This is a genomic window from Psychrobacter sp. P11F6 (assembly GCF_001435295.1).
In the GTDB taxonomy this organism is placed as follows: Bacteria; Pseudomonadota; Gammaproteobacteria; order Pseudomonadales; family Moraxellaceae; genus Psychrobacter.
In genome coordinates, this window is the sequence record NZ_CM003594.1 from 1,742,061 (window position 1) to 1,763,625 (window position 21,565).

The following is a 21,565-nucleotide window of genomic DNA, read 5'->3' on the forward strand; positions in this document are numbered from 1 at the left end:
TGCTCATCACTATAGCGCAAAATACTTAGAAAAAATAAGCCTTGTAAAATAATTAATAAAATGACTTATGCCAAGTTAATCACTCGATAAGCGCATTTGTCATTAAGCATTTAACTCACATGCTGTTAGCATATTTCTCATTATCCATAGAACCGCATCCAAAGAATTATGCGCATTAATAAGATTGTTAATGCTGTGGAAAACGCTTCTATCAACATTATCGAGAGCACCCATGCAACCAGATAACAAAAGTATTCAGCAAATATCTCAAAATCTTCGTTTTGCTAACCTCTATACATTTATTGAGGATAAAAAGACGCCGACACCGCTCGCCAATGTCAATGTTAAAGTTGGTAGCGTACTGGCGTTTGCCATGCTAATGACAGGTTGTAATCCTACCGAAGCCACTCAGCAAGACGGCTCAAACGCAACGAGCGATGCAAAAAATATCAGTTTATTAAATGTCTCTTATGATGTATCACGCGATTTTTATAAAGATTATAACGCTTTATTTAGCGCAGATTATCAACAAAAGCATTCAGACAGTCAGGTAAATATCAACCAATCACATGGTGGCTCAAGCAAACAAGCATTGTCGGTTGCCAATGGTCTGCAAGCAGATGTAGTCACTTTAAACCAAGAAAGTGATATGAATCTGTTGGTTAAAAAAGGCTTGGTCACAGCTGACTGGCAGCAAGCGTTCCCAAACAATGCGGTGCCTTATACCAGTACCATGGTGCTATTGGTGCGCGATGGTAACCCCAAAAACATCAAAGACTGGTCGGACTTGGCGCGTAACGATATCGATGTCGTGATACCAAACCCGAAAACCAGTGGCACCGCGCGTTATGCGTTTTTGGGTGCTTATGGTTACGGATTACATCAATTTAAAGAAACGGTGCAAAGTCCTGCCAAAACGGATGATTTTATCAAAAAACTACTGGCAAACGTGGTCACTTATGACAATGGCGCACGCGCCGCAACAACCAGCTTTACTCAGCGCGGGCTGGGCGATGTGCTCATCACGACCGAAAATGAAGCGCATTTAGCCGCCAAGCAGTTTGCCAAAGGACAGGTCAATATCGTTTATCCCAGTTATTCTATTGTGATTGCCAACCCAGTGGCGGTCGTAACAACCGTCACTGACAAGGGCGGCAAGACTGCAGCGGCGAATGCTTACCTAAAAGGCTTATGGGACACCCCAGCACAAGAGCTCATGGCAGAGATGTATATGCGCCCAAGTAACCCACAAGTGCTGGCAGCTCACAAAGCAACCTTGCCTGATATTGAGACTTTTGAGCCGGTAGCAGTATTTGGTTCTTGGGAGCAGATTATGAACACTTTCTTTGTCGATGGCGGGCGTTTCGATCAGCTGGTAAGAGTGAAGTAGGGAGCCTTTATCAAGAGATTGTCAATGGCCTGATACATACTCAAAGTGCTCAATTTGTATGAGCCAGAGCGGGTGGTTAGTAGGGTGTCAGCGTTATGTATTAACGATACTATTTAAGTGATTGATAACCTTGTATTTATAGCTTTGTTATTCCATTTTGGCAATAACATACGCATATTCATCATTAAACATAATAAGATGGCACTGTTAGCATACTTGCATTACTTAACAGATACCTTTGAGGGATTTATGATATACGCTTTGCACTATCAACAAAAAAGTAAAAAACGTAACGTCTTGAGCATTGCAGGCGTTGCATTAACCTTGGGGCTGGCTGGCTGTAGCAATAGCGAGACAGAGACGACTGCTAATGCAGATGGCACCGCTGCCACAGAAGGTCAAAATATTGAGCTGCTGAACGTCTCTTATGATGTGGCACGTGACTTTTATAAAGACTACAACCCATTATTCGTTGAGCATTATAAAGCGGAAAATCCAAACAGCAATATCCTAATCAAGCAGTCACATGGTGGCTCAAGCAAACAAGCGCTGTCGGTTGCCAATGGTTTGCAAGCAGATGTCGCTACCATGAACCAAGGTTCTGATATTGAGCTGCTTGAGAAAAAGGGTTTGGTTGAGTCAGATTGGGAAAGTAAATTCCCAGACAATGCCGTGCCTTTCACCAGTACCATCGTATTCTTAGTCCGTAAAGACAATCCAAAAGGTATCAATGACTGGGAAGATTTGACCAAAGAAGGCATTGAGATCGTCATGGCCAATCCAAAAGTGACCGGTAATGGTCGTTATGCGTTCCTGGGCGCTTATGGTTATGGCTTGCACGCTTTCGATAAAAACGAGACCAATGCCAAAAACTACGTGAAAGACATGCTCAAAAACGTCAAAGTTTATGAGAATGGTGGACGTGCCGCGACAACTACTTTCGTTCAGCGTGGTATCGGTGATGTCCTAGTAACTTTTGAAAATGAAGCCAACTTGGCAGCAACTGATTTCGGTGCGGGTAAAGTAGACATCGTTTATCCTAAATACTCTATTAAATCAGAAAGCCCTGTTGCGATTGTCAAGTCAGTGACAGATAAAAAAGGCACAACGGATGCCGCAAAAGCTTATCTTGACTACTTATGGAGCGAGCCTGCTCAGCAGCTAGCAGCCAACCTATACTTGCGTCCTAGCGTCAAAAGCGTCCTTGATAAAAATGGTGATAAATTACCACCAATCGAAACATTCCGTCCAAATGATGCCTTTGGCACGTGGGATGAGATTATGGGTACTTACTTCAGTGATGGCGGCGTATTCGACCAGCTCGCCATTAACGCACCGCAGTAATCACTTGCTAAGTGCATAAGAGAAGCTACTGCGCTAGCAAATGCAGCCAGTTACACCGTTAGTCATGCAGAATCTTATAAAGGACATGGTCATATACGCTATGTCTTTTATACCGTAAGCACACTAATAACTACCTGATAGCATGGTTTTATGCACGACATCATCGTTAAATGCTTTCTGTTAAGTGCTCTTTTTAAGTATCAATAGTGAAAACCCACGTTAAGCAATAACAATAAATAGTAATCATCGCTAAGTACGATTGGTTAGGCAATAGGACATCATTATGAGTGCAAAAACATCTCCTGCCAGCAAAGCCCCTGCAAAAAAAGGGTGGTTAACACGTTTGCGCCAACGCAATGTGCTGCCAGGGTTCGGCCTGAGCATGGGTATCACGGTCTTTAGCTTGTCGCTACTGGTGGTATTACCGTTTGCCATGATGGCCTACACCACGACTCAGATGGGTTGGACTGGATTCTGGGAGACGATTAGTCAGCCGCAAGTCACTGCTGCTATCAAGCTAAGCTTATGGATGTCGTTTTTGGCGATGCTGACCAACATGGTGTTTGGCACATTGGTTGCTTGGGTACTCGTACGCTACGAGTTCTGGGGTAAGTCGTTGATTAATGCGCTAGTTGATTTACCATTTGCATTACCAACGGCGGTCACGGGCATTTCGCTTGCGACCCTTTATGCCCCTAATGGTTTGATTGGTCAGTGGTTTGATAAATTTGGCATTCAGGTCGCTTTTACACCTATAGGTATTTGGCTCGCCTTGGTTGTGGTCAGTTTCCCCTTTATTGTCCGTGCGGTACAGCCTGTACTCGCTGAGCTATCGGTTGAATTTGAAGAGGCAGCCGCGGTATTGGGCGCCAATCGTTTTACGACGTTTCGCAAAGTAATCTTGCCAGAGCTTTTGCCCGCTTTACTCATGGGTGCTGGCATGATGTTTGCTCGTGCCACTGGCGAGTATGGCTCGGTGATTTTTATCGCTGGTAATATCCCCATGCAATCAGAGATTTTACCGCTCATTATCATTAGTAAACTAGAGCAGTTTGATGTTCAAGGGGCTTCTGCAGTTGCATTATTTATGCTACTGATCTCATTTGTGATCTTATTGACCATTAACATCATGCAGTGGAAACTGTCGCGCCGTGTAGGAGCTCGCTAATGCAAATATCTAATAGCTATGACTACCAGAGCAACGCAGCGACTAAAGATACGCCATGGATACGCCTTACCTTTATCGTCATCGCAGTGCTATTTATGGTCATCATGTTGGTCATTCCTTTACTGGCTGTGTTCTATGAAGCCTTTAAAGGTGGCTGGCAGTTGTATATTGCCTCGTTGGTTGATCCAGAAGCCCTGCAAGCCATTAAGCTGACGTTAATTACCGCGGCTATCGTCTTGCCCATTAATATGGTGATGGGTATTGCAATCGCATGGTTAGTGACGCGCTATCAGTTTAAAGGTAAGCAGCTGGTCACCACTTTGCTTGATCTGCCATTTTCAGTATCACCCGTCGTTGCAGGTTTGATGTTTGTTTTACTATTCGGACTCAATTCCACCATTGGCGGCTGGCTTGAGAGCATGGGGTTTCAAGTTATTTATGCGGTTCCAGGGATCGTGCTCGCTACTTTATTTGTCACCTTTCCCTTTGTAGCACGTGAGCTGATACCGCTGATGCAGACGCAAGGCGACTCTGAAGAGCAAGCAGCATTGACCTTGGGCGCAACTGGTTGGCAGACGTTTTGGCATGTGACACTACCGAATATCAAATGGGCACTACTCTATGGTTTGATTTTGACCAATGCGCGGGCAATGGGTGAGTTTGGGGCGGTGAGTGTGGTATCTGGTCATATTCGCGGTGAGACCAACACCATGCCACTACTGGTTGAGATTGCTTACAATGATTATAACTTTACTGCCGCTTTTGCCTTATCGAGCCTACTAGCTGCATTGGCATTGGTGACGTTGCTTATTCAACAAGTCATGACTAAGCTACAAGAGCGCAAATTTGCCAAGTCCGAACGGCTGGCAAGTGTGCCTGAATTACTGGTAAGCGCCAACGCTACTAAGGCTGCCAATACTACTGATGCAACGACCGCTGAAATTTCAGATAAATGATAAGCAAAATTATCTACACTTGGTCTGCACAAGGGCTGGCATTAGATTTAATTTAATAATGTAAATGCGGTAACCAAAAAATCTGCCACGATACCAAAGATATAATAAGAGAACCCATTATGAGCATCGAGATTCGCAACGTTAATAAAAAATTCGGTCAGTTTACCGCCTTAGATAATATCAATATCACCGTGCCGACTGGCAAGCTGACCACTTTGCTAGGACCATCAGGCTGTGGCAAAACGACGTTGCTACGCATTATCGCCGGCTTAGAATATGCTGACTCAGGGCAGATATTGTTTGATGAGATGGATGTGACCAATACGCCAGTGCAAAAGCGCCATATTGGCTTTATGTTTCAGCATTACGCATTGTTTCGTCATAAAAATATCGCCGATAATGTCGCCTTTGGACTGACCTTGTTACCAAAGAATGAGCGGCCAAGTAAGGCAGATATCAATAAGCGCGTTGCCGAGCTATTAGACTTGGTGCAGCTGCCACAAGTGGCCAATGCTTATCCGCATCAATTATCAGGCGGTCAGCGTCAGCGGATTGCGCTGGCACGCGCCTTAGCAGTGAAGCCAAAATTATTGTTGCTCGATGAGCCTTTTGGTGCACTCGATGCCAAGGTACGTAAAGAGCTGCGCACGTGGTTAAAGAACATCCACCATGAGCTTGGTATTACCAGTATCATGGTCACTCACGATCAAGAAGAAGCCCGCGCCGTCTCAGATGAGATCGTGGTCATGAATCAAGGGCGGGTAGAGCAGGTAGGCACATCGGAGGAGCTGATACACCAACCAGCCAATGCGTTTATTAGTGATTTTTTAGACTTAGCATAGTAAAATTTGGTGCAGTTCTTCTATTATCACCCATAAAAAAAGACCTACAATAAATAGGTCTTTTTTTATGGGTTAAAGCAGGTCTCAATTTCATTTGGTATCTAGCGTTATTGAGATCAAATGTTGATAGCAATAATGCTAGATAGTCATCATATCTCAGCAGGCTTGGACATATCGATATCTTTGCTAGATATTTGTTTATAAGTAATATCCAAAATCTCTTGGCACCATTCTGGCAAGTCGTCAGCGACTTCATACCACATCCACGTACCGTCGCGAACACAGCTTAAAATGCCGAGTTTCTTTAAATGGTTCAAATGACGCGATATTGTTGGCTGTGGTTGATCTAGTATTTCTACCAACTCACCAACACAGCGCGATTCTTTGTTAAATAGAATTTGAAATATTTTTAAGCGCGTCGGGTCAGATAAGACTTTAAATAACTCGATAGGTCGTATCGTAAAATTATTATCAGACATAGAACAATTCCAATTGGGCTTTGTTAATAGGGGTTCAATATAACAGCAGTTATCTACAAAATCGATTAAAAAATGGGCTAAATTACAGTTCGTCGTTAATTTACTACCTTTCATCATATTCGGTTACACGCAAGCTTATATTCACTTACATCAATTAACTGCGTGCAATATAATTCTACTTTTATACCAATAATATATCAAATGCTATTGCAAATGATAATAGTTATCGTTATTATACATCAAGCCATAAAAATGACCGTGAATATCAAGACAAACACTCTATTCACCATGTTTATCATCAATGCACTAAATTTATGAGCAATAAAAGCAGTTACCGAATAGCGGTATTCAGAGGAGCCAGACCATGTACGTATGCATCTGTAATGACGTAAAAGAAAAGCAAATCAAAGCAGCCATTGCTTCAGGTATCGATACCCTTGACGGTCTAAAAGATACCCTCGATGTTGCGACTTGCTGTGGCTGCTGCGAACCGATGGTTAACGATTACCTAGATGAGCATCATGCTAGACTCGATGTCTTGGCTTACGCTGTTTAAGCGTTATCAAACCAGAGATTTACTACCCAGCTGTTCATTACCTCATTACACCAATATCACTAGTACGCCTCGATACCACAATACATTCAATATTCCGCACTTATCCTTTAGTCATTATACATAAAGGGTAAGTTGCGAGCGTCCGTATAACTTTACTCATACACCTACTTCAATGATATTGAGCATCATTAGCAGCCATTGTTGCGATAAATCAGTGATTACTAAAGCTAGCTAATTATGATTCTCAATTAGCATCTTATTCTTAGTTCATAACATTACAAGCTGTATAGCGCCTATATGCTACTATATCTGTCTCACGTTGTAAGACGTTTTGTTGATTTTGATCTTTACTGATCAGTTTACCAATAGTACTATCCTTATATGGGTAATTATGAATGTAAGGTGATCTGTAAAATATAAATAGGGGAGTATAGGTTATGATAGGTAGCCCAAAAGTCATTGATTATTTGAATTTTTTGTTAGGCGGTGAGCTTGCTGCCCGTGACCAGTATTTTATTCACTCAGAAATGTATGCTGAGTGGCATTATGGCAAATTGTACGATCGTATCCATCATGAGATGGCAGATGAGACGCTACATGCCCAATCTATTATTCGCCGTATCCTAATGCTGAGCGGCACGCCGAAAATGACGGTAAATGCCATCAATATCGGCGCGACAGTTCCTGAAATGCTGCAACTTGACCTTGAGCTAGAGTATCAAGTACAACAGCACTTAAAAGATGGTATTGCTCTCTGTGAAGCAGAGCGCGATTATGTCACGCGTGAGATGTTGGTAGAACAGTTAAAAGACACTGAAGAAGATCATGCGCATTGGCTTGAGCAACAATTGCGCTTAATTGATATGATCAGTCTGCCCAATTATCTGCAAAGCCAAATGGCTGAAGTCACTCCCAATCTTGTTTAATGTCACGAAGATATGAACAATAACCATAGTATTTAGCATAAATAACGACATGAAAGGGAGAGAAATAATGAAAGGGGATAAAGAGGTTATTCGCGCTTTAAATAAAGTGCTCGGACAGTCACTGATTGCCATCAACCAGTACTTTTTACATGCGCGCATTGCGCGCCATTGGGGATTAGAAGCCCTTAATGAAAGTTTCTACAAACAATCCATCGCTGAGATGAAATGGTCTGATGAGCTGATTGCCCGGATTTTATTGCTAGGCGGTTTACCAAATTTGCAAGATTATGGCAAGATGTTCATCGGTGAAGATGTGCCAGAGATTATCGAATGCAACTTGCGCTTAGAAAAACAAAAGTTCGAGATCATTACCGATGCCATTACTCTATGTGAAACAAAGTCTGACTATGTGTCGCGCCAGCTATTGGTGACGCTAAAAGATGGTAATGAAGAGTATCAAGACTGGTTAGAGACGCAAGAAGACTTGATCGAAAGCATTGGGGTTGAGCGCTATATCCAATCACAAATGGATGATGACGCGCCTTAATGGTTCATTGTTGATACAATGAATCGTACTATGCTCTAAAAATGCCAGCGTGTCGTGTGGTTTATAATCACTCATATGCTGGCATTTTTGTGTCTCATATTTGACAACGCGTGCTATCTGCACTGCTGACAAAATCAACGCTTAATCAATATTTTTCAAACTCTTTATTCAAAATCCAAATATCAGCGGCTCAGTATAAGCCGCGCCCATCTTCGGGCTTAAGTCGTAAGAAGTACAGCCCCGAGAGAATGGTTAAGATCCCAAGTATCCAATAGGTGGTTTGAAACGCTGTCAGCGTATCCATTTGTAGGCGTTCACGTAACAGCGTCAGTACCGCTGCCCCAAAAGCAATACCGAAACTAATCGCTAACTGCTGATTGACCGCCATTAAGCTATTGCCGCTACTGGTTTGAATACCTTGCAAATCACCAATAGTAATCGTATTCATCGCGCTGAATTGCATAGAATTACAAGCGCCCATTATGGTCAAAATAGGGATAAACCATAACCACTGTGAGGCATCGGTAAACTGTGCCAACACAATGATGAGCGTGCCCATCAAAAACGTGTTGAAGACCAGTACTTTGCGATAAGTATAACGCTGAATAATTTTACTGACCCAGGGTTTAATCCCGATAGCACCAACTGCGATGGGCGCGAGTAGCCAACCTGCCTGCGACGGTGAGTATTCAAACACCACTTGCAGCAACAGCGGCAGCAAAAACGGTACGGCGCTGATGCCTAATCTGGTAAATAAGTTACCAGTGATGCCAATACGAAAGGTGCGAATGTCAAACAAACTCAAGGGGAACAACGGTGCTTGACGACGCTTGGCGTGCCAGATATAAGCGCCTATCAATAAACTGGCCACCAAACTCAGCAGCAACCCATAAAATCCTCGACCAGTCTGTGAGCCGAACTCTACAGCAAGCGTAAACCCACAAGCCGCTGCCGCAAACAATAAAAATCCTGCCCAATCAAGCCGCTTGGTATCCTCAAATAGTGCGGGAACCAGTTTTTTGCCCATGATAAAACCAAAAATACCCATCGGTATATTGATCAAAAATATCCAATGCCAACTGGTATATTGTACGATATAGCCACCTAAGACCGGTCCTACTAGCGGTGCTACCAAAGCAGGAATTACCGCAAAGTTCATGACAGTCAGCAGCTTATTGCGTGGGTAGGATTTGACCAAAATTAAGCGAGCCACAGGCGTCATCATTGCCCCGCCAATACCTTGTATAACCCGTGAACCAATCAAAAAATCCAACGTTGGTGACGCAGCACATAGCAGTGAGCCAATACAAAAGATAATAATTGCTGACAAAAATACTCGGCGCGTGCCGTATTTATCCGCCAAAAAACCACTGATAGGAATAAATATGGCCAAAGTTAGCGCATAACTGATCACCGCCCACTGCATTTTTAATGGAGACTCACCCAGCGCCTGTGCCATCTGCGGTAATGAGGTATTTAATATGGTGGCATCCAAAATTTGCATAAATAGCGCCACCGCTAGCACATAGGGCAAGTATTTATCTTGTGTCGGGGTTAGCGTTACCATGTAAATCTCATTAGATATCCCATCATAAAATGAACAAAATAGTCTATTGACGACTAATTCGCTATACCAACCGAGTAGTATAAGAAAGACTCAATCATAATAAAAGGGAATCAAAGTAACGGCTGGCGGTTGAGGTTATAGAATTCTGTGTTTAGAGGTAATAATATTAATACTGCTTACAAGAGAGGACTTTAATATCAGGGTTGGTTATCGTTATAGTAAACCCTCGCTAACGACTTAAATCAATAGATAAGCAGTATAGTTAATTTCAATCCATTTCAATCATATGATATTGAATTGGATTGACTACCGACGATATAAGTAGAAGCATCAACAATACGATAAAGATAAACTGAGGATATATTATGAGTCAGGAAAATAACAAAGCTTGCAATCATACCAATGGGCAAAACGATAAATATGTCCCGCCAAAGGTTTGGACGCAGGACAAAGAAAACGGTGGAAAATTTGCCAGTATCAATCGCCCAACAGCGGGTGCGCGCTATGAGAAAGCGCTGCCAGTAGGCGATGCGCCATTACAGCTGTACTCGTTGAATACGCCAAATGGCGTCAAGGTTAATATACTGTTAGAAGAGCTTGCCGAGATTGGTGTTAAAGGTGCTGAATATGATGCCTATAAAATTGATATCTCTCAAGGAGAGCAGTTTGGTTCTGGCTTTGTAGCCATAAACCCTAACTCAAAAATTCCAGCCTTGGTTGATCATTCTGCTGATATAGCTGGCGAGCCGATAGCGCTCTTTGAGTCTGGCGCTATCTTGATGTATCTGGCAGAAAAATTTGACCAATTTATGCCTTTATCACTTGGCAAAGCACGGGCAGAGTGTTTGTCTTGGGTCATGTGGCAGATGGGCAGTGCGCCGTTCTTAGGTGGCGGCTTCGGACATTTTTATGCTTATGCACCTGAACCGCTAGAGTACCCGATCAACCGCTATACCATGGAAACCAAACGCCAGCTCGATGTGCTGGATACCCATCTAAAAGACAGCACATATATGTGTGGCAATAACGAAGCCGATTATAATATTGCGGATATGATTATTTGGGCATGGTATGGACAATTGGTGCTTGGAAAGCTCTATGATGCCGCCGAGTTCCTACAAGTTGATGGCTACAAGCATGTGAAGCGCTGGGCACAGGCAATTGCTGAACGTCCAGCCGTTAAGCGTGCCGTAGACCTGTCATTAAAGCCTATTGACTAAACCTATCGATAACAGACGCATTAATAAAATCAAGGCTGATAGGCTATTTGCTTATCAGCCTTGATTTTATCCGACATCTTGCTATTCTATATTCATATATGGTTATATTAAAATAGAGATATACTTACCTGTTTACACAATGATACATTAGTACAACAGATAGAAACCTTAGTACGTTAAGATAGCTTGAGTACCTCAAGCAGATAACACCTTAATAAGCGGGTATTTATACTGCTTCTTTGATTGGTTTAATATTATTGGGATACCAGCAAGGCGAATAGAGCCACTTATTATAATAGACTGAGTAAGTCAGACAACATATCTGATTGAAATAAGATTGACTATATTGATGGATAATGATTATGAAGGATGATGACCGTAAACGGATCAACTTCTCACGACAGGCGATGGCTAGCGAATTAAAAGTTATTAATACTAAACTCAGCGCCATTCATAACGATCAACAGATAGATGCTAATCGATACTCAATATTGCAATATAAAGCCAACTTAACCACCCATCCTAAAAAAATAAAAAAGATACTCTTATTGATGATAAAAAATAAAATACGATTACCTATGTTTGCTGCTATCAGCGCAGCTTTATTTAGTACAGCGACGATGGCCAGCAATGGCGTTGAATTTACCAATCAAGACTGGCAGGTAGTCTGCGACAATACTCGTACATGCCGGCTGGCAGGCTATCAAGCAGAAAACAATAGCGAATTTCCTATATCGGTATTGCTCATACGCCGTGCAGGCGCAAATGCTGGTGTGGATGGCAAAGTAAAGTTGGGCGGTGCTAAAGAAAGCTCATCTAAAGCCTTGATGCAACTTGGCAATCGTCATCGTATATCGCTTTTCATCAATGGTAGAGACTATGGCGAAACCAAGCCGTTTTCAACTGCAGCAGGTAATGCTGATCTGACCCCAACACAAGTCACAGCGCTACTAGAGGCGCTGACTAAGTCAAGCAAAATTGAGCTAGTGCTACGTAACTCACGCTGGCAACTGTCTGATAAAGGGGCTAGCGCTGTCATGCTCAAAGCAGATGAAGCCCAAGGTCGAGTAGGGACGTCATCTGCCTTTATCAATACTGATGGTGCCGCCAAATCAAATAGCACTGTATTGCCAGCTAAACCTGCACCAAAACTGCGCTTTGTGGCGCCCAATCCGAAAGCCGTCGCTAGTGACAATAGAAAGTTTGTGATGAAATCGTCGCAGCTAGCGGCGCTGATGAAAAGTACGATGAAAGATGCGGATAGTGACTGTCCCAATCTATCAGATAAATCACCATGGCGTGTGAGCCGACTGAATGGCTCACAGCTCTTGGCACAACATGACTGCTGGACAGGTGCTTATAATACTGGTGCAGGCATCTGGGTCATCAATGACAGTAAACCTTATAAACCAACATTGGTAACCACCAACGCCACTGGCTATGATAAGGGTAAAATCACTTCCGTACAAAAAGGTCGCGGCATCGGTGATTGTTTAACCAAGACTGATTGGGTATGGACAGGCAAGGCATTTGAAAAAAGCCATGAAAGCACCACAGGGCTTTGCCGTATGATTGAAGCGGGCGGTGCTTGGCAATTGCCGACGTATGTCACCGAAGTTAAAATGGTGCGATAGCCGCCAATAATACTGCTGATTGTCTTATTACTCAGCATATTGAACGCGTACTTCTATAAGCAAATTTGCTTTATTTACCGAGAAATTTAATAAATAGCTACATATAATATTTTATTGTGCTATACTGCGTCGCCACGTTAGCTTAGGCTTTCGTGAATTATGAGATTGATAACATCGCCTGCGATTTTGGGTCTAGGATGACCATAAGTAATTGTTGCCGATGATTTTGTGTACTTGAATAACCTGTCATGAAAATAGCAGTTATTTTTGACTCATATCTTATCTACCGAACCATAAATATGGTTTAAATTGGTTGTTATTCGCGATTATTTGCTTTGGACAAAGCATTAATAATACGCTTATATCAAACAAGGATGAGACACTCGGCACTACCACCAAAATACGTCAGACAGCACGAACGCATTTATTGTAGAGGCTCTAAGCTTTATTGACTTGGCTTCTGATTATCGACACTTACATGTGGTCCGGTAATTCTTTAATAAAGGCAGCGTGGTGAACGGTTATCAGTGGTATGCATCAAGCTTGCTGAATTTACAGCAACTTATACTTACCAAGGATTCTCATGACTGATATTTTATCTGCAATCGCCGCTGAAAACGGCATCATCGAAAACACTGACACTCCAAATACTGATACTAATAATCAAGCGGCTACTACTGACGCGACTGATGAAGATCAAATTACCTTTGCTGAACTAGACATTGCCAAGCCGATTTTGACTGCGCTTGATCGCAGTGGTTATACCAATCCAACACCTATTCAAGCACAAGCCATTCCTTTTGCACTAGCCGGTCGCGACTTATTATTGTCTGCGCAAACCGGTAGTGGTAAAACGGCGGCATTCGTTATCCCTGTACTTGACCGTTTAAGCCGTGCCACTAGCTTTGATAAATTAACTAAAGCTCTTATCTTAACGCCAACGCGTGAACTTGCTCAGCAAGTACATGATAGCGTACGTACTTATTCTAAAGACATGCGTGGTCTATTCTGCGTACCTTTAGTGGGCGGCGCACCATACAATGGTCAGATCACTGCGTTGAAAAAAGGCGTTCAAGTTATCGTTGCCACCCCAGGTCGTCTACTTGACCATATCAATGCTGGTCGTGTTGACTTATCAAGCTTAGAAATTTTGGTACTTGATGAAGCTGACCGTATGCTAGACATGGGTTTTGCTGATGATATCAGTGACATCCTTCGTGCTGCACCAATTGATCGTCAAACGATTATGTGTTCTGCAACTTGGGATGGCCCAGTAGGTAAAATCGCTGCCAGCTTCACTAAGAACCCTGAGCGTGTATCAATCAAAGTAGAATCTGCACACATCGAAGAAAAAGTGTACTACTGTGATGATTTCGATCACAAAAACCGCTTACTTGACAAAATCGTTTGCCAGCAAGATATGGAACAGATCATTATCTTTGCTGCTACCAAACGTAGCACTGAAAAACTGGCCAAACAGCTACAAGAAGCGGGTCATAAAGCCAGCTTCCTACATGGTGATTTGCCACAAAGCAAGCGTAACCGTATCGTTCAAGACTTGCGTAATGGTAAAGTTAAAATCTTAGTAGCGACTGACGTTGCTGCTCGTGGTCTAGATATCCCAGCTATCTCGCACGTTATTAACTATGATCTTCCACGCCAAACTGAAGATTACGTCCATCGTATCGGTCGTTGTGGTCGTGCTGGTCGTACTGGTATCGCTATCAGCTTGTGTAGCATGGATGATCGTCCACAGCTAAACGCTATCAACCGTTATTTAGATCGCAAAATGGAAGTATGTATCATCGAAGGCATGGAGCCTAAGAAGACTTATGTACCTAGCGAAAATAAAGGTAATGGTCGTGGTCGCGGTCGTGGTCGTTCAAACGGCGGCGGTGGTAATGGTCAAGGCCGTGGTCGCTCGAGCGGTGGTTATCAAGGTAATCCTGCTAATGCTCGCGGTCGTTCAAGCGACAGCGCTTCAACTGGTCAACGCGCTAGCAATGACAGCGGTTATCAAGGTAAGCCACGTGACACGTCAGGCAAGTCAAATGAGCGTTCAGGTGGCAAGCCGTATCAAGGCAAGCGCACTGGTGCTCCTAGCCGCGGCGATAGCACTGGCGTTCCACGTGGTGAGCGTGCTGCAACAGGTCGTGGTCGTCCAAGTGGCAGCCAAGGTCGCCCAGCAGGTCGTTCTGACAGCCGTGGTCAAGGTCGTCCAAACGGCGGCAACCGTGGTAACAACTCGTAATACTGTTATATTTGGTGATTAAAATTATTAATTACTTGATCGCCTAAAGATAGCACTAAAAAAGCCAGATACTCGTTATCTGGCTTTTTTGTGTTTATTCGATCGCTGCTTGCGCGTTTTTTTCGCCTTGTCTATACTAACAAGCTTTTATTCATCGTGTGCTGCGGAGCTATTTGATGCCCGATATTTCTCATTTAACCATTGATAGCCTGCCATTGGCCTTTGGCATCATTATGGCCATTATCGGTTTGGTTTTTTATACCCAAGGATTACCCGGTAAATTCTGGCAGCGCTTTTATGCGGTATTGCCGGGTATCGTGCTGTGCTGCTTTATACCTGCGACGCTTAATAGTTTAGGTGTTTTTGCTGACGGTATTGGCTCACAGATTTATGGCTTTACCGCCACGTATCTGTTGCCAGCAAGTTTGCTGTTAATGACCTTGTCGATGGATGTACCGAAGATATTGGGGCTAGGCTGGAAAGCCATCGCCATGTTTTTTGCTGCTAGTATCGCGATTATTATTAGTGGACCAATTAGCTTAGGTGTCGCTAAATGGGTATCGCCTGAGATGTTTACCGATGACACGCTATGGCGTGGGTTTTCGGCGGTGGCGGGTAGTTGGATCGGCGGTGCGGCAAATCAAGCAGCGATGAAGGAGCTATTTGGCGTCAGTGATGATTTATTTGGGATGATGATTTTGGTCGATACCACCAATGCTTCATTATGGTTATTGGCTATCTTGGTATTGGCGAAGCATAGCGATAAGATAGATCGGCTATTGAGGGCAGACACCAGTAGTATTGATAAAGTGATTAAGGCGGTTGAGAATTATGAGCGTGACAATGCTCGTCCAGCCACTTTAAATGACTTGATGGTGATGTTTGGCTTATGCTTTGCTATGGTGGGTGTCGCACACTTTATTGGTGGTCAAATTGCAGGGTTTTTTGCGCCCTATAGCTGGGCAGTACAATATAGCTTTGCCAGCTCGTTCTTTTGGATGGTGGTGATTATCACGTTAATCGGTGTGATTTTTTCTTTCACTAAAGTACGCAGACTCGATCATGTTGGCGCTTCCAAAATAGGTACTGTCTTTATCTTCATCTTGATTGCTGCTATTGGTATGCAAATCAATCTTGCGGGTATCGTTTCGCAATGGCGACTGCTCCTTATTGGTTTATTATGGATGAGCATTCACGTTGTCATTATCTTTGCTGTGGCTAGGATAATTCGTGCGCCGTTTTTCTTTTTGGCAGTCGGCTCCAATGCCAATACTGGCGGTGCATCATCGGCCCCCATTGTCGCAACGGCGTTTCACCCATCACTCGCGCCAGTTGGGGTGTTTTTGGGCATTCTGGGCTATGCGGTAGGCACTTTCGGTGGCTATATTAGTACCCAATTGATGCGCTTGGTAGTAGGGTGAGCGCGAATATAATGCTCAGCATTGGTAACGCCAAACGCTTCTGTAATAACGCTAACTAGTCTGCGCTGTTAATTGCCAGCATATTCATATGAGTCGGACTGGTTAGTATTAGTTGATAAACAACTATGTTGATCCATCATATCTCTACAGAGATAAAAACTTTCAATTTACACCAATTTAATAACAAAAAGCCGACTTCACCGTCGGCTTTTTACTTGTAGTATCAATACATACGAAATTGAGCAAACACTCAAATTTGATATTAAATATTTTTAACCCAAAACTATAAGGATAAAACAATGCAAGCAAACTACAACCCAAAAATCATTGCTGGTGCAACATTTCCTACTATCGAAGTACCAGCTTATAATGGTGGCATGATGCTATTGGGCAAGCCCGAAAATGGTCATGACTGGAAAATGGTGGTTGTTTACCGAGGTCAACACTGTCCCATTTGCACCAAATACCTCAATCAGTTAGAAACATTAAAATCGGCATTTAATGAAACGGGTGTCGACGTCATCGCTGTTTCAGGTGACAGCAACGAGCAGGTAGCAAGTCATTTGGAAAAAATAAATGTGAGCTTTCCTATCGCCTATGATCTGACCGTTGAACAAATGAAAATGCTAGGTCTTTATATCTCTGACCCACGTTCAGAGAAAGAAACCGATCATCCATTTGCAGAGCCCGGCTTGTTTGTTATCAATACAGAAGGAAAGATTCAGATTGTAGATATCTCCAACGCTCCTTTTACTAGACCTGAGCTGGAAGCCTTGGCAAATGGTCTGGCCTTTATCAGAAATCCAGAAAACAACTATCCTATTCGTGGTACACACGATTATGCTTAAGACTGTATTATTGACGACGGCATTACTAAACTAATAAATAGTCAAAGACGTAAATTCATAGGGCAGTGCATCATAACCGATGCATTGTCTTTTTTATTGCAAACGCTCTTTATCGTTAACATTCTCTCCAAAAGACTTATTCATACACGTGTGCACTCACAGTCAAAAACTCTGCACTGTCAGTCAATTAATTTGCCAAAAACCCCGCTATAGTAAAAAAGCTTCGTCATTAGGATGGATGACAGCCATATAAAGAATGAGTGTAATTGTTAAGTATTAACGACCACATTGGGCGCTATATTTTACAGAGCCACTCATATCTTCTGATATAAATTTCTAGACAGGGAGTCTCACATGAGCAAAGCTCACACTTCAATTGATCCTATTACCTTGTCCGTCGTACGTGGTGCCTTAGAAACGGCGCAGCGCGAGATGACGACAACCTTAGAAAAAACCGCACGCTCTAGTGTCTTTAACTTAGCTCACGATTATAGTAATGCCTTATTTGATCATTTGCCTGAGATGATTTTGCAGGGTCAGGATATTCCTATTCATTTAGGCTCACTCATGCCAGCCATGAAAGCTGTTGCTGAATATTATGGTGATGATATTCATGAAGGAGAAGTTATTTATCACAACGATCCCGTGATGATGGGCAGTCATATCCTAGATTGCTGTATGTATAAGCCAGTGTTTTATAAAGGCGAGTTGGTATTTTGGACGGTGTGCAAAGGTCACGTCACTGATATCGGTGGTCCAGTACCGGCAGGATATAATCCAGACGCTAAAGAGATATACGCCGAAGGGTTTCGCATTCCGCCTATCAAAATATGGGAAAAAGGCGTTAGACGTCGTGATGTCATTAATTTAATTCATAGTAATATGCGCTCTCGTCGTAACCAAGAAGGCGACCTTAATGCTCAGTATGGTGCTTGTGCGGTTGGTGAGCGCAACATGATTGCGTTGCTAGACAAGTATGGCGTAGAGACCGTCCGTGCGGCGATCGAAGAGCTAAAGAATATGGCTGATACCCATATGCGCTCATTAATTTCATCTATTCCAGATGGCCAGTATCATGGCGAAGCAGTATTAGAAGATTCAGGTCACGGTTTAGGTGATTTGACCATTAGCGCTGATATTGAGATTAAAGACAGTGATGTGCATATCAAGATCACCAGTCCGCCGCAAGTCCCTTACTTCATTAACTCCTATGCAGGCAACTCGATGTCTGGTGTACTACTTGGACTGATGATGTTTGCCCAAGTAGACCCACCGTACAACGAAGGTTTATACCGCTGTGTCACGGTAGACTTGGGCGAGCATGGCACGCTATGTAATGCCAAAGAACCTGCCCCTCATGTGAATTGTACTACCACACCGATGGAAACCTTAACAGATGCTGTGCGTATGGCTTTTGAAGATGCAGCGCCAGATCGTGTGATTGCCTCTTGGGGTCATGCTTCTGGTATCAACATCTCAGGTATTGACCCAAAAACGGGTGAGCAATACGTCACTATGATTTTGGCCTCGATTATCTCTGGTGCTGGCGCGACTCAGCAGATGGACGGCTGGCATGCTTGCGGTCCATTATGTTGCTTCGGCGCGCTAAGCTCTGGTGATATTGAATTGTTAGAGTATCAGTATCCTATCTTAATTCATAAGTATGGCTTGGCAGAAGACAGTGGCGGCGCTGGTGAGTATCGAGGCGGTTGCGGCACCGTATGGGAAGTTGAGCCGTTAGATCATGAGATGACGGTAGTGGCGTTTGGGGAAGGTCGTGAGCATCCAACGATGGGGGCTGCAGGAGCGGAGCAAATATCACCTGAGCTGAAATTAGGGCGCTTAGAGATTATCCATAAAGATGGCGTCACTGATTTGCACAAGCAAAATATAATGACTGAAATTCAACCGGGTGACCGTGCGCGTAATACCAATCCTGGCGGTGGCGGCTATGGCAGCTCGTTTGCACGGTCGGTACCCGCAGTATTAAAAGATGTAGAAGAAAGAATCATATCAGTAGCAGCGGCTAAGACTGAGTATGGTGTGGTTATTGACCCACAAACGCTGGCGGTCAATGAAGCAGAGACAAATGCTTTACGTCGTAAGCTGACGGCATAAAACCCAAAACTAACTGATGATATTAAATAATTTGAGTTAAGGATAACTTATGAAAAATGATTTCCGTATTGGAGTCGATGCTGGCGGGACGTTTACTGACTTTGTACTGGCAGAAAGAAGTGGCCATGTACATCTGTTTAAAGCACCTTCTACTCCCGAAGATGGCACCTTAGCTATTGCTAATGGTTTACAGCAAATCGCCACGCAGTTTAACCGTCCTATTGAAGAGATTATCCAAGCATGCGACCTATGTATTAATGGTACGACTGTTGCGCTAAACGCTCTTATTCAGATGACTGGTGTGAAAGTCGGGCTATTATGTACTAAGGGCCATGAGGACAGTATCGAGATACGCTTAGGGCATAAAGAAGAAGGGCATCGCTATGATGCCAGCTATCCGCCAGCACCGCAAATTGCCACCCGTGATCGTCGCTTTCCTATCCGTGGTCGTATCTTAGCTGATGGTACTGAACACGAGCCGCTAAATGAGCAAGACGTACTCGATGCGATAAAAGCACTTAAGGAAAAAGACATTCAGGCTGTTGCTATCTCCTTTGTCTGGTCTATTCGTAATACTCAGCATGAGCAGCGCGCCAAAGAGCTGGTTGAAGAGCATATGCCAGGGGTGTTCGTCTGCTGTGGTAGTGACGTATATCCACAGATTAAAGAATATACGCGTACCTCAACGACGCTAGTGAATGCCTATTTGAGCCCAGTAATGGCATCTTATGTCCATAAGATTGACGATTACTTTAAGGCATTAGGCGCTGAGCAGCCCGTACGTTATTTTCAATCTAATGGCGGGCTTGCAGTTGGTAGTATCATGCGAGAGCGTGCGGTCAATGCCATTAACTCAGGACCAGCATCAGCACCGCAAGCAGGCCTGTATATTGCCAGTCCTTTTGGGATTAATGATATTATCACGGTCGATATGGGCGGTACTTCTTTTGACATCACCATGGCGAAGGCAGGCAGAACCAGCCTCAACCGCGATATTGATTTCTTACGTAATCGTATTGGCGTGCCTATGATTCATGTAGAGACATTAGGGGCGGGCGGTGGCTCTATTGGGCATGTTAATACCTTTGGTATGCTAGAGGTTGGCCCTCAGAGTGCTGGCGCGACTCCTGGACCGGCATGTTATGGTAAAGGTGGTGACTTGCCAACCGTCACAGACGCAAACTTAGTATTGGGCTATCTACAGCCGAATGCTGTGTTAGGCGGTAGTGTGACCTTAGACAAAGACAAAGCAGTACAAGCGGTGCAAACACACATCGCTGACCTCCTAAACATCGAGTTAGATCACGCTGCATTTGGTATCAGTGCTATCGTTAACCAAAACATGTCTAATGCCATTCGTCGTATTACTATCGAAAAAGGCTATGACCCTCGGGATTTTGCGCTAGTCTGCGCAGGCGGAGCAGCTGGCATGCATATTATTGCTCTGGCCGAGGAGATGGGCATTGGGACGGTTTTAATTCCTAAAATCGCATCTTGTCTCTGTGCCTTTGGTCAGATTATCTCTGATATCAAGTATAACTACTTAGCGACACAAATGATGATTCTCGCACCAGATGTAGAATTACAATCACTCAATGCTAAGCTACAAGAGCTTGAAGCGCAGGGTGTCCAAAAACTGCTAGAAGATGGCTTTACAGATGAAGATATCACCATCGAACGTACTATGGAGATGCGCTATGTTGGTCAGGTGCACGAATGTAACGTGCTGATACCGAATGGTAAGCTCGATGCTAAAAGTGTGAATACCATCTTAGAGTTATTCCATCATCGCCATCGTGAGCTTTATACTTATGATGAGCGTGATAGTCACGTCGAGCTGGTCAACATTGAGGTATCAGTAATTGGTAAAATAAGCAAACCAAAACTACCGAGCCTTGTGGCACAGCAAGGGGATATCAGTAATGCTAAAACGGGTAGCCGTAAGATGCTGTTTGATCAGTCCTATGACTGGATTGATACGCCTATCTATGACGGTGATAAATTCGGTGCTGGTGCTGTAGTCACAGGTCCTGCGCTCATTCAAGAGCCAACCACTACCGTGGTCATTAAAAATGGCTGGCAAGCAGAGCTGCATGAGACTGGCACTTATAAGCTGACGCGAGCAGCATAAAGCAAGTCTATAAAAGCAGGTTATAAAGCAAAATCAACTCAAGGCTTTAGGCATTAAAGAGCACTTAATGCCTGAAGCCTTTTTTATTTTATGATATAAAAGAGGATTATTGATCAATAACTGATAGGATATCAGTACAGTTGTATACCACATATTGAGTGTTCAAG

General features: G+C 43.5%; 16 protein-coding genes and 1 pseudogene. 15 read left to right on the forward strand and 2 right to left on the reverse strand.

Annotation, left to right across the window (positions count from 1 at the left end):
- The first annotated feature begins 232 nt into the window (after window positions 1–232).
- From AK822_RS07140 to AK822_RS07160, 5 genes and pseudogenes are all read left to right on the forward strand, one after another.
- A complete protein-coding gene (locus tag AK822_RS07140) occupies window positions 233–1,390 on the forward strand; it encodes a sulfate ABC transporter substrate-binding protein (RefSeq protein WP_060491100.1) in 1,158 nt (385 codons plus the stop codon).
- Window positions 1,391–1,639: 249 nt separating this feature from the next.
- On the forward strand, window positions 1,640–2,734 hold the full coding sequence (locus AK822_RS07145; RefSeq protein ID WP_060492216.1) for a sulfate ABC transporter substrate-binding protein: 1,095 nt from the start codon (window positions 1,640–1,642) through the stop codon (window positions 2,732–2,734).
- Between the two features lie 283 nt (window positions 2,735–3,017).
- A complete protein-coding gene (cysT, locus tag AK822_RS07150; protein ID WP_045448154.1) occupies window positions 3,018–3,902 on the forward strand; it encodes a sulfate ABC transporter permease subunit CysT in 885 nt (294 codons plus the stop codon).
- Window positions 3,902–4,858 carry a sulfate ABC transporter permease subunit CysW gene (gene cysW / locus AK822_RS07155; RefSeq protein WP_060491101.1) on the forward strand — a complete coding sequence of 319 codons (957 nt, stop codon included), beginning with the start codon at window positions 3,902–3,904 and terminating at the stop codon, window positions 4,856–4,858. The genes cysT and cysW overlap by 1 nt, the downstream gene beginning before the upstream one ends.
- Window positions 4,859–4,977: 119 nt before the next feature.
- Window positions 4,978–5,697 (forward strand): annotated as a pseudogene (locus AK822_RS07160) (sulfate/molybdate ABC transporter ATP-binding protein); the annotation flags it as partial.
- A 152-nt stretch (window positions 5,698–5,849) separates the two neighbouring features.
- On the opposite strand, the gene AK822_RS07165 reads toward AK822_RS07160, so the two are convergent.
- On the reverse strand, window positions 5,850–6,179 hold the full coding sequence (locus AK822_RS07165; protein ID WP_045456178.1) for an ArsR/SmtB family transcription factor: 330 nt from the start codon (window positions 6,177–6,179) through the stop codon (window positions 5,850–5,852).
- Between the two features lie 364 nt (window positions 6,180–6,543).
- Between AK822_RS07165 and AK822_RS07170 the strand changes: the two genes are divergently transcribed.
- The 3 genes from AK822_RS07170 (at window position 6,544) to bfr (AK822_RS07180) (ending at window position 8,208) form a co-directional block, all read left to right on the forward strand.
- Window positions 6,544–6,735, forward strand: coding sequence for a (2Fe-2S)-binding protein (locus tag AK822_RS07170; protein ID WP_045447323.1), 192 nt, complete (start codon window positions 6,544–6,546; stop codon window positions 6,733–6,735).
- A gap of 437 nt (window positions 6,736–7,172) precedes the next feature.
- A complete protein-coding gene (gene bfr / locus AK822_RS07175) occupies window positions 7,173–7,661 on the forward strand; it encodes a bacterioferritin (protein ID WP_045456174.1) in 489 nt (162 codons plus the stop codon).
- 67 nt (window positions 7,662–7,728) lie between these two features.
- Window positions 7,729–8,208: a bacterioferritin gene (bfr, locus tag AK822_RS07180; protein ID WP_045447317.1), complete on the forward strand. Its 480-nt coding sequence runs from the start codon at window positions 7,729–7,731 to the stop codon at window positions 8,206–8,208.
- Window positions 8,209–8,398: 190 nt separating this feature from the next.
- Here bfr (AK822_RS07180) and AK822_RS07185 read toward each other — a convergent pair whose 3' ends face one another.
- The gene (locus AK822_RS07185) at window positions 8,399–9,775 is read right to left on the reverse strand and encodes a DHA2 family efflux MFS transporter permease subunit (protein WP_060491102.1); all 1,377 of its coding nucleotides are present in this window, start codon (window positions 9,773–9,775) and stop codon (window positions 8,399–8,401) included.
- Window positions 9,776–10,140: 365 nt separating this feature from the next.
- Between AK822_RS07185 and yghU the strand changes: the two genes are divergently transcribed.
- The 7 genes from yghU to AK822_RS07220 all read left to right on the forward strand — a co-directional run bounded on the left by yghU (window position 10,141) and on the right by AK822_RS07220 (window position 21,398).
- A complete protein-coding gene (gene yghU, locus AK822_RS07190) occupies window positions 10,141–10,995 on the forward strand; it encodes a glutathione-dependent disulfide-bond oxidoreductase (RefSeq protein ID WP_060491103.1) in 855 nt (284 codons plus the stop codon).
- A 362-nt stretch (window positions 10,996–11,357) separates the two neighbouring features.
- The gene (locus AK822_RS07195) at window positions 11,358–12,629 is read left to right on the forward strand and encodes a DUF1176 domain-containing protein (RefSeq protein WP_228138980.1); all 1,272 of its coding nucleotides are present in this window, start codon (window positions 11,358–11,360) and stop codon (window positions 12,627–12,629) included.
- Window positions 12,630–13,212: 583 nt separating this feature from the next.
- Window positions 13,213–14,880, forward strand: coding sequence for a DEAD/DEAH box helicase CsdA (locus AK822_RS07200; RefSeq protein WP_060491104.1), 1,668 nt, complete (start codon window positions 13,213–13,215; stop codon window positions 14,878–14,880).
- 176 nt (window positions 14,881–15,056) lie between these two features.
- A complete protein-coding gene (locus AK822_RS07205) occupies window positions 15,057–16,301 on the forward strand; it encodes a DUF819 family protein (protein ID WP_060491105.1) in 1,245 nt (414 codons plus the stop codon).
- A 299-nt stretch (window positions 16,302–16,600) separates the two neighbouring features.
- Window positions 16,601–17,149 carry a peroxiredoxin-like family protein gene (locus AK822_RS07210; protein WP_060491106.1) on the forward strand — a complete coding sequence of 183 codons (549 nt, stop codon included), beginning with the start codon at window positions 16,601–16,603 and terminating at the stop codon, window positions 17,147–17,149.
- Window positions 17,150–17,503: 354 nt separating this feature from the next.
- A complete protein-coding gene (locus AK822_RS07215) occupies window positions 17,504–19,267 on the forward strand; it encodes a caprolactamase subunit beta (protein WP_060491107.1) in 1,764 nt (587 codons plus the stop codon).
- 49 nt (window positions 19,268–19,316) lie between these two features.
- Entirely contained in the window at window positions 19,317–21,398 is a 2,082-nt protein-coding gene (locus tag AK822_RS07220) for a caprolactamase subunit alpha (protein WP_060491108.1), read from the forward strand.
- The last annotated feature ends 167 nt before the right edge of the window (window positions 21,399–21,565 follow it).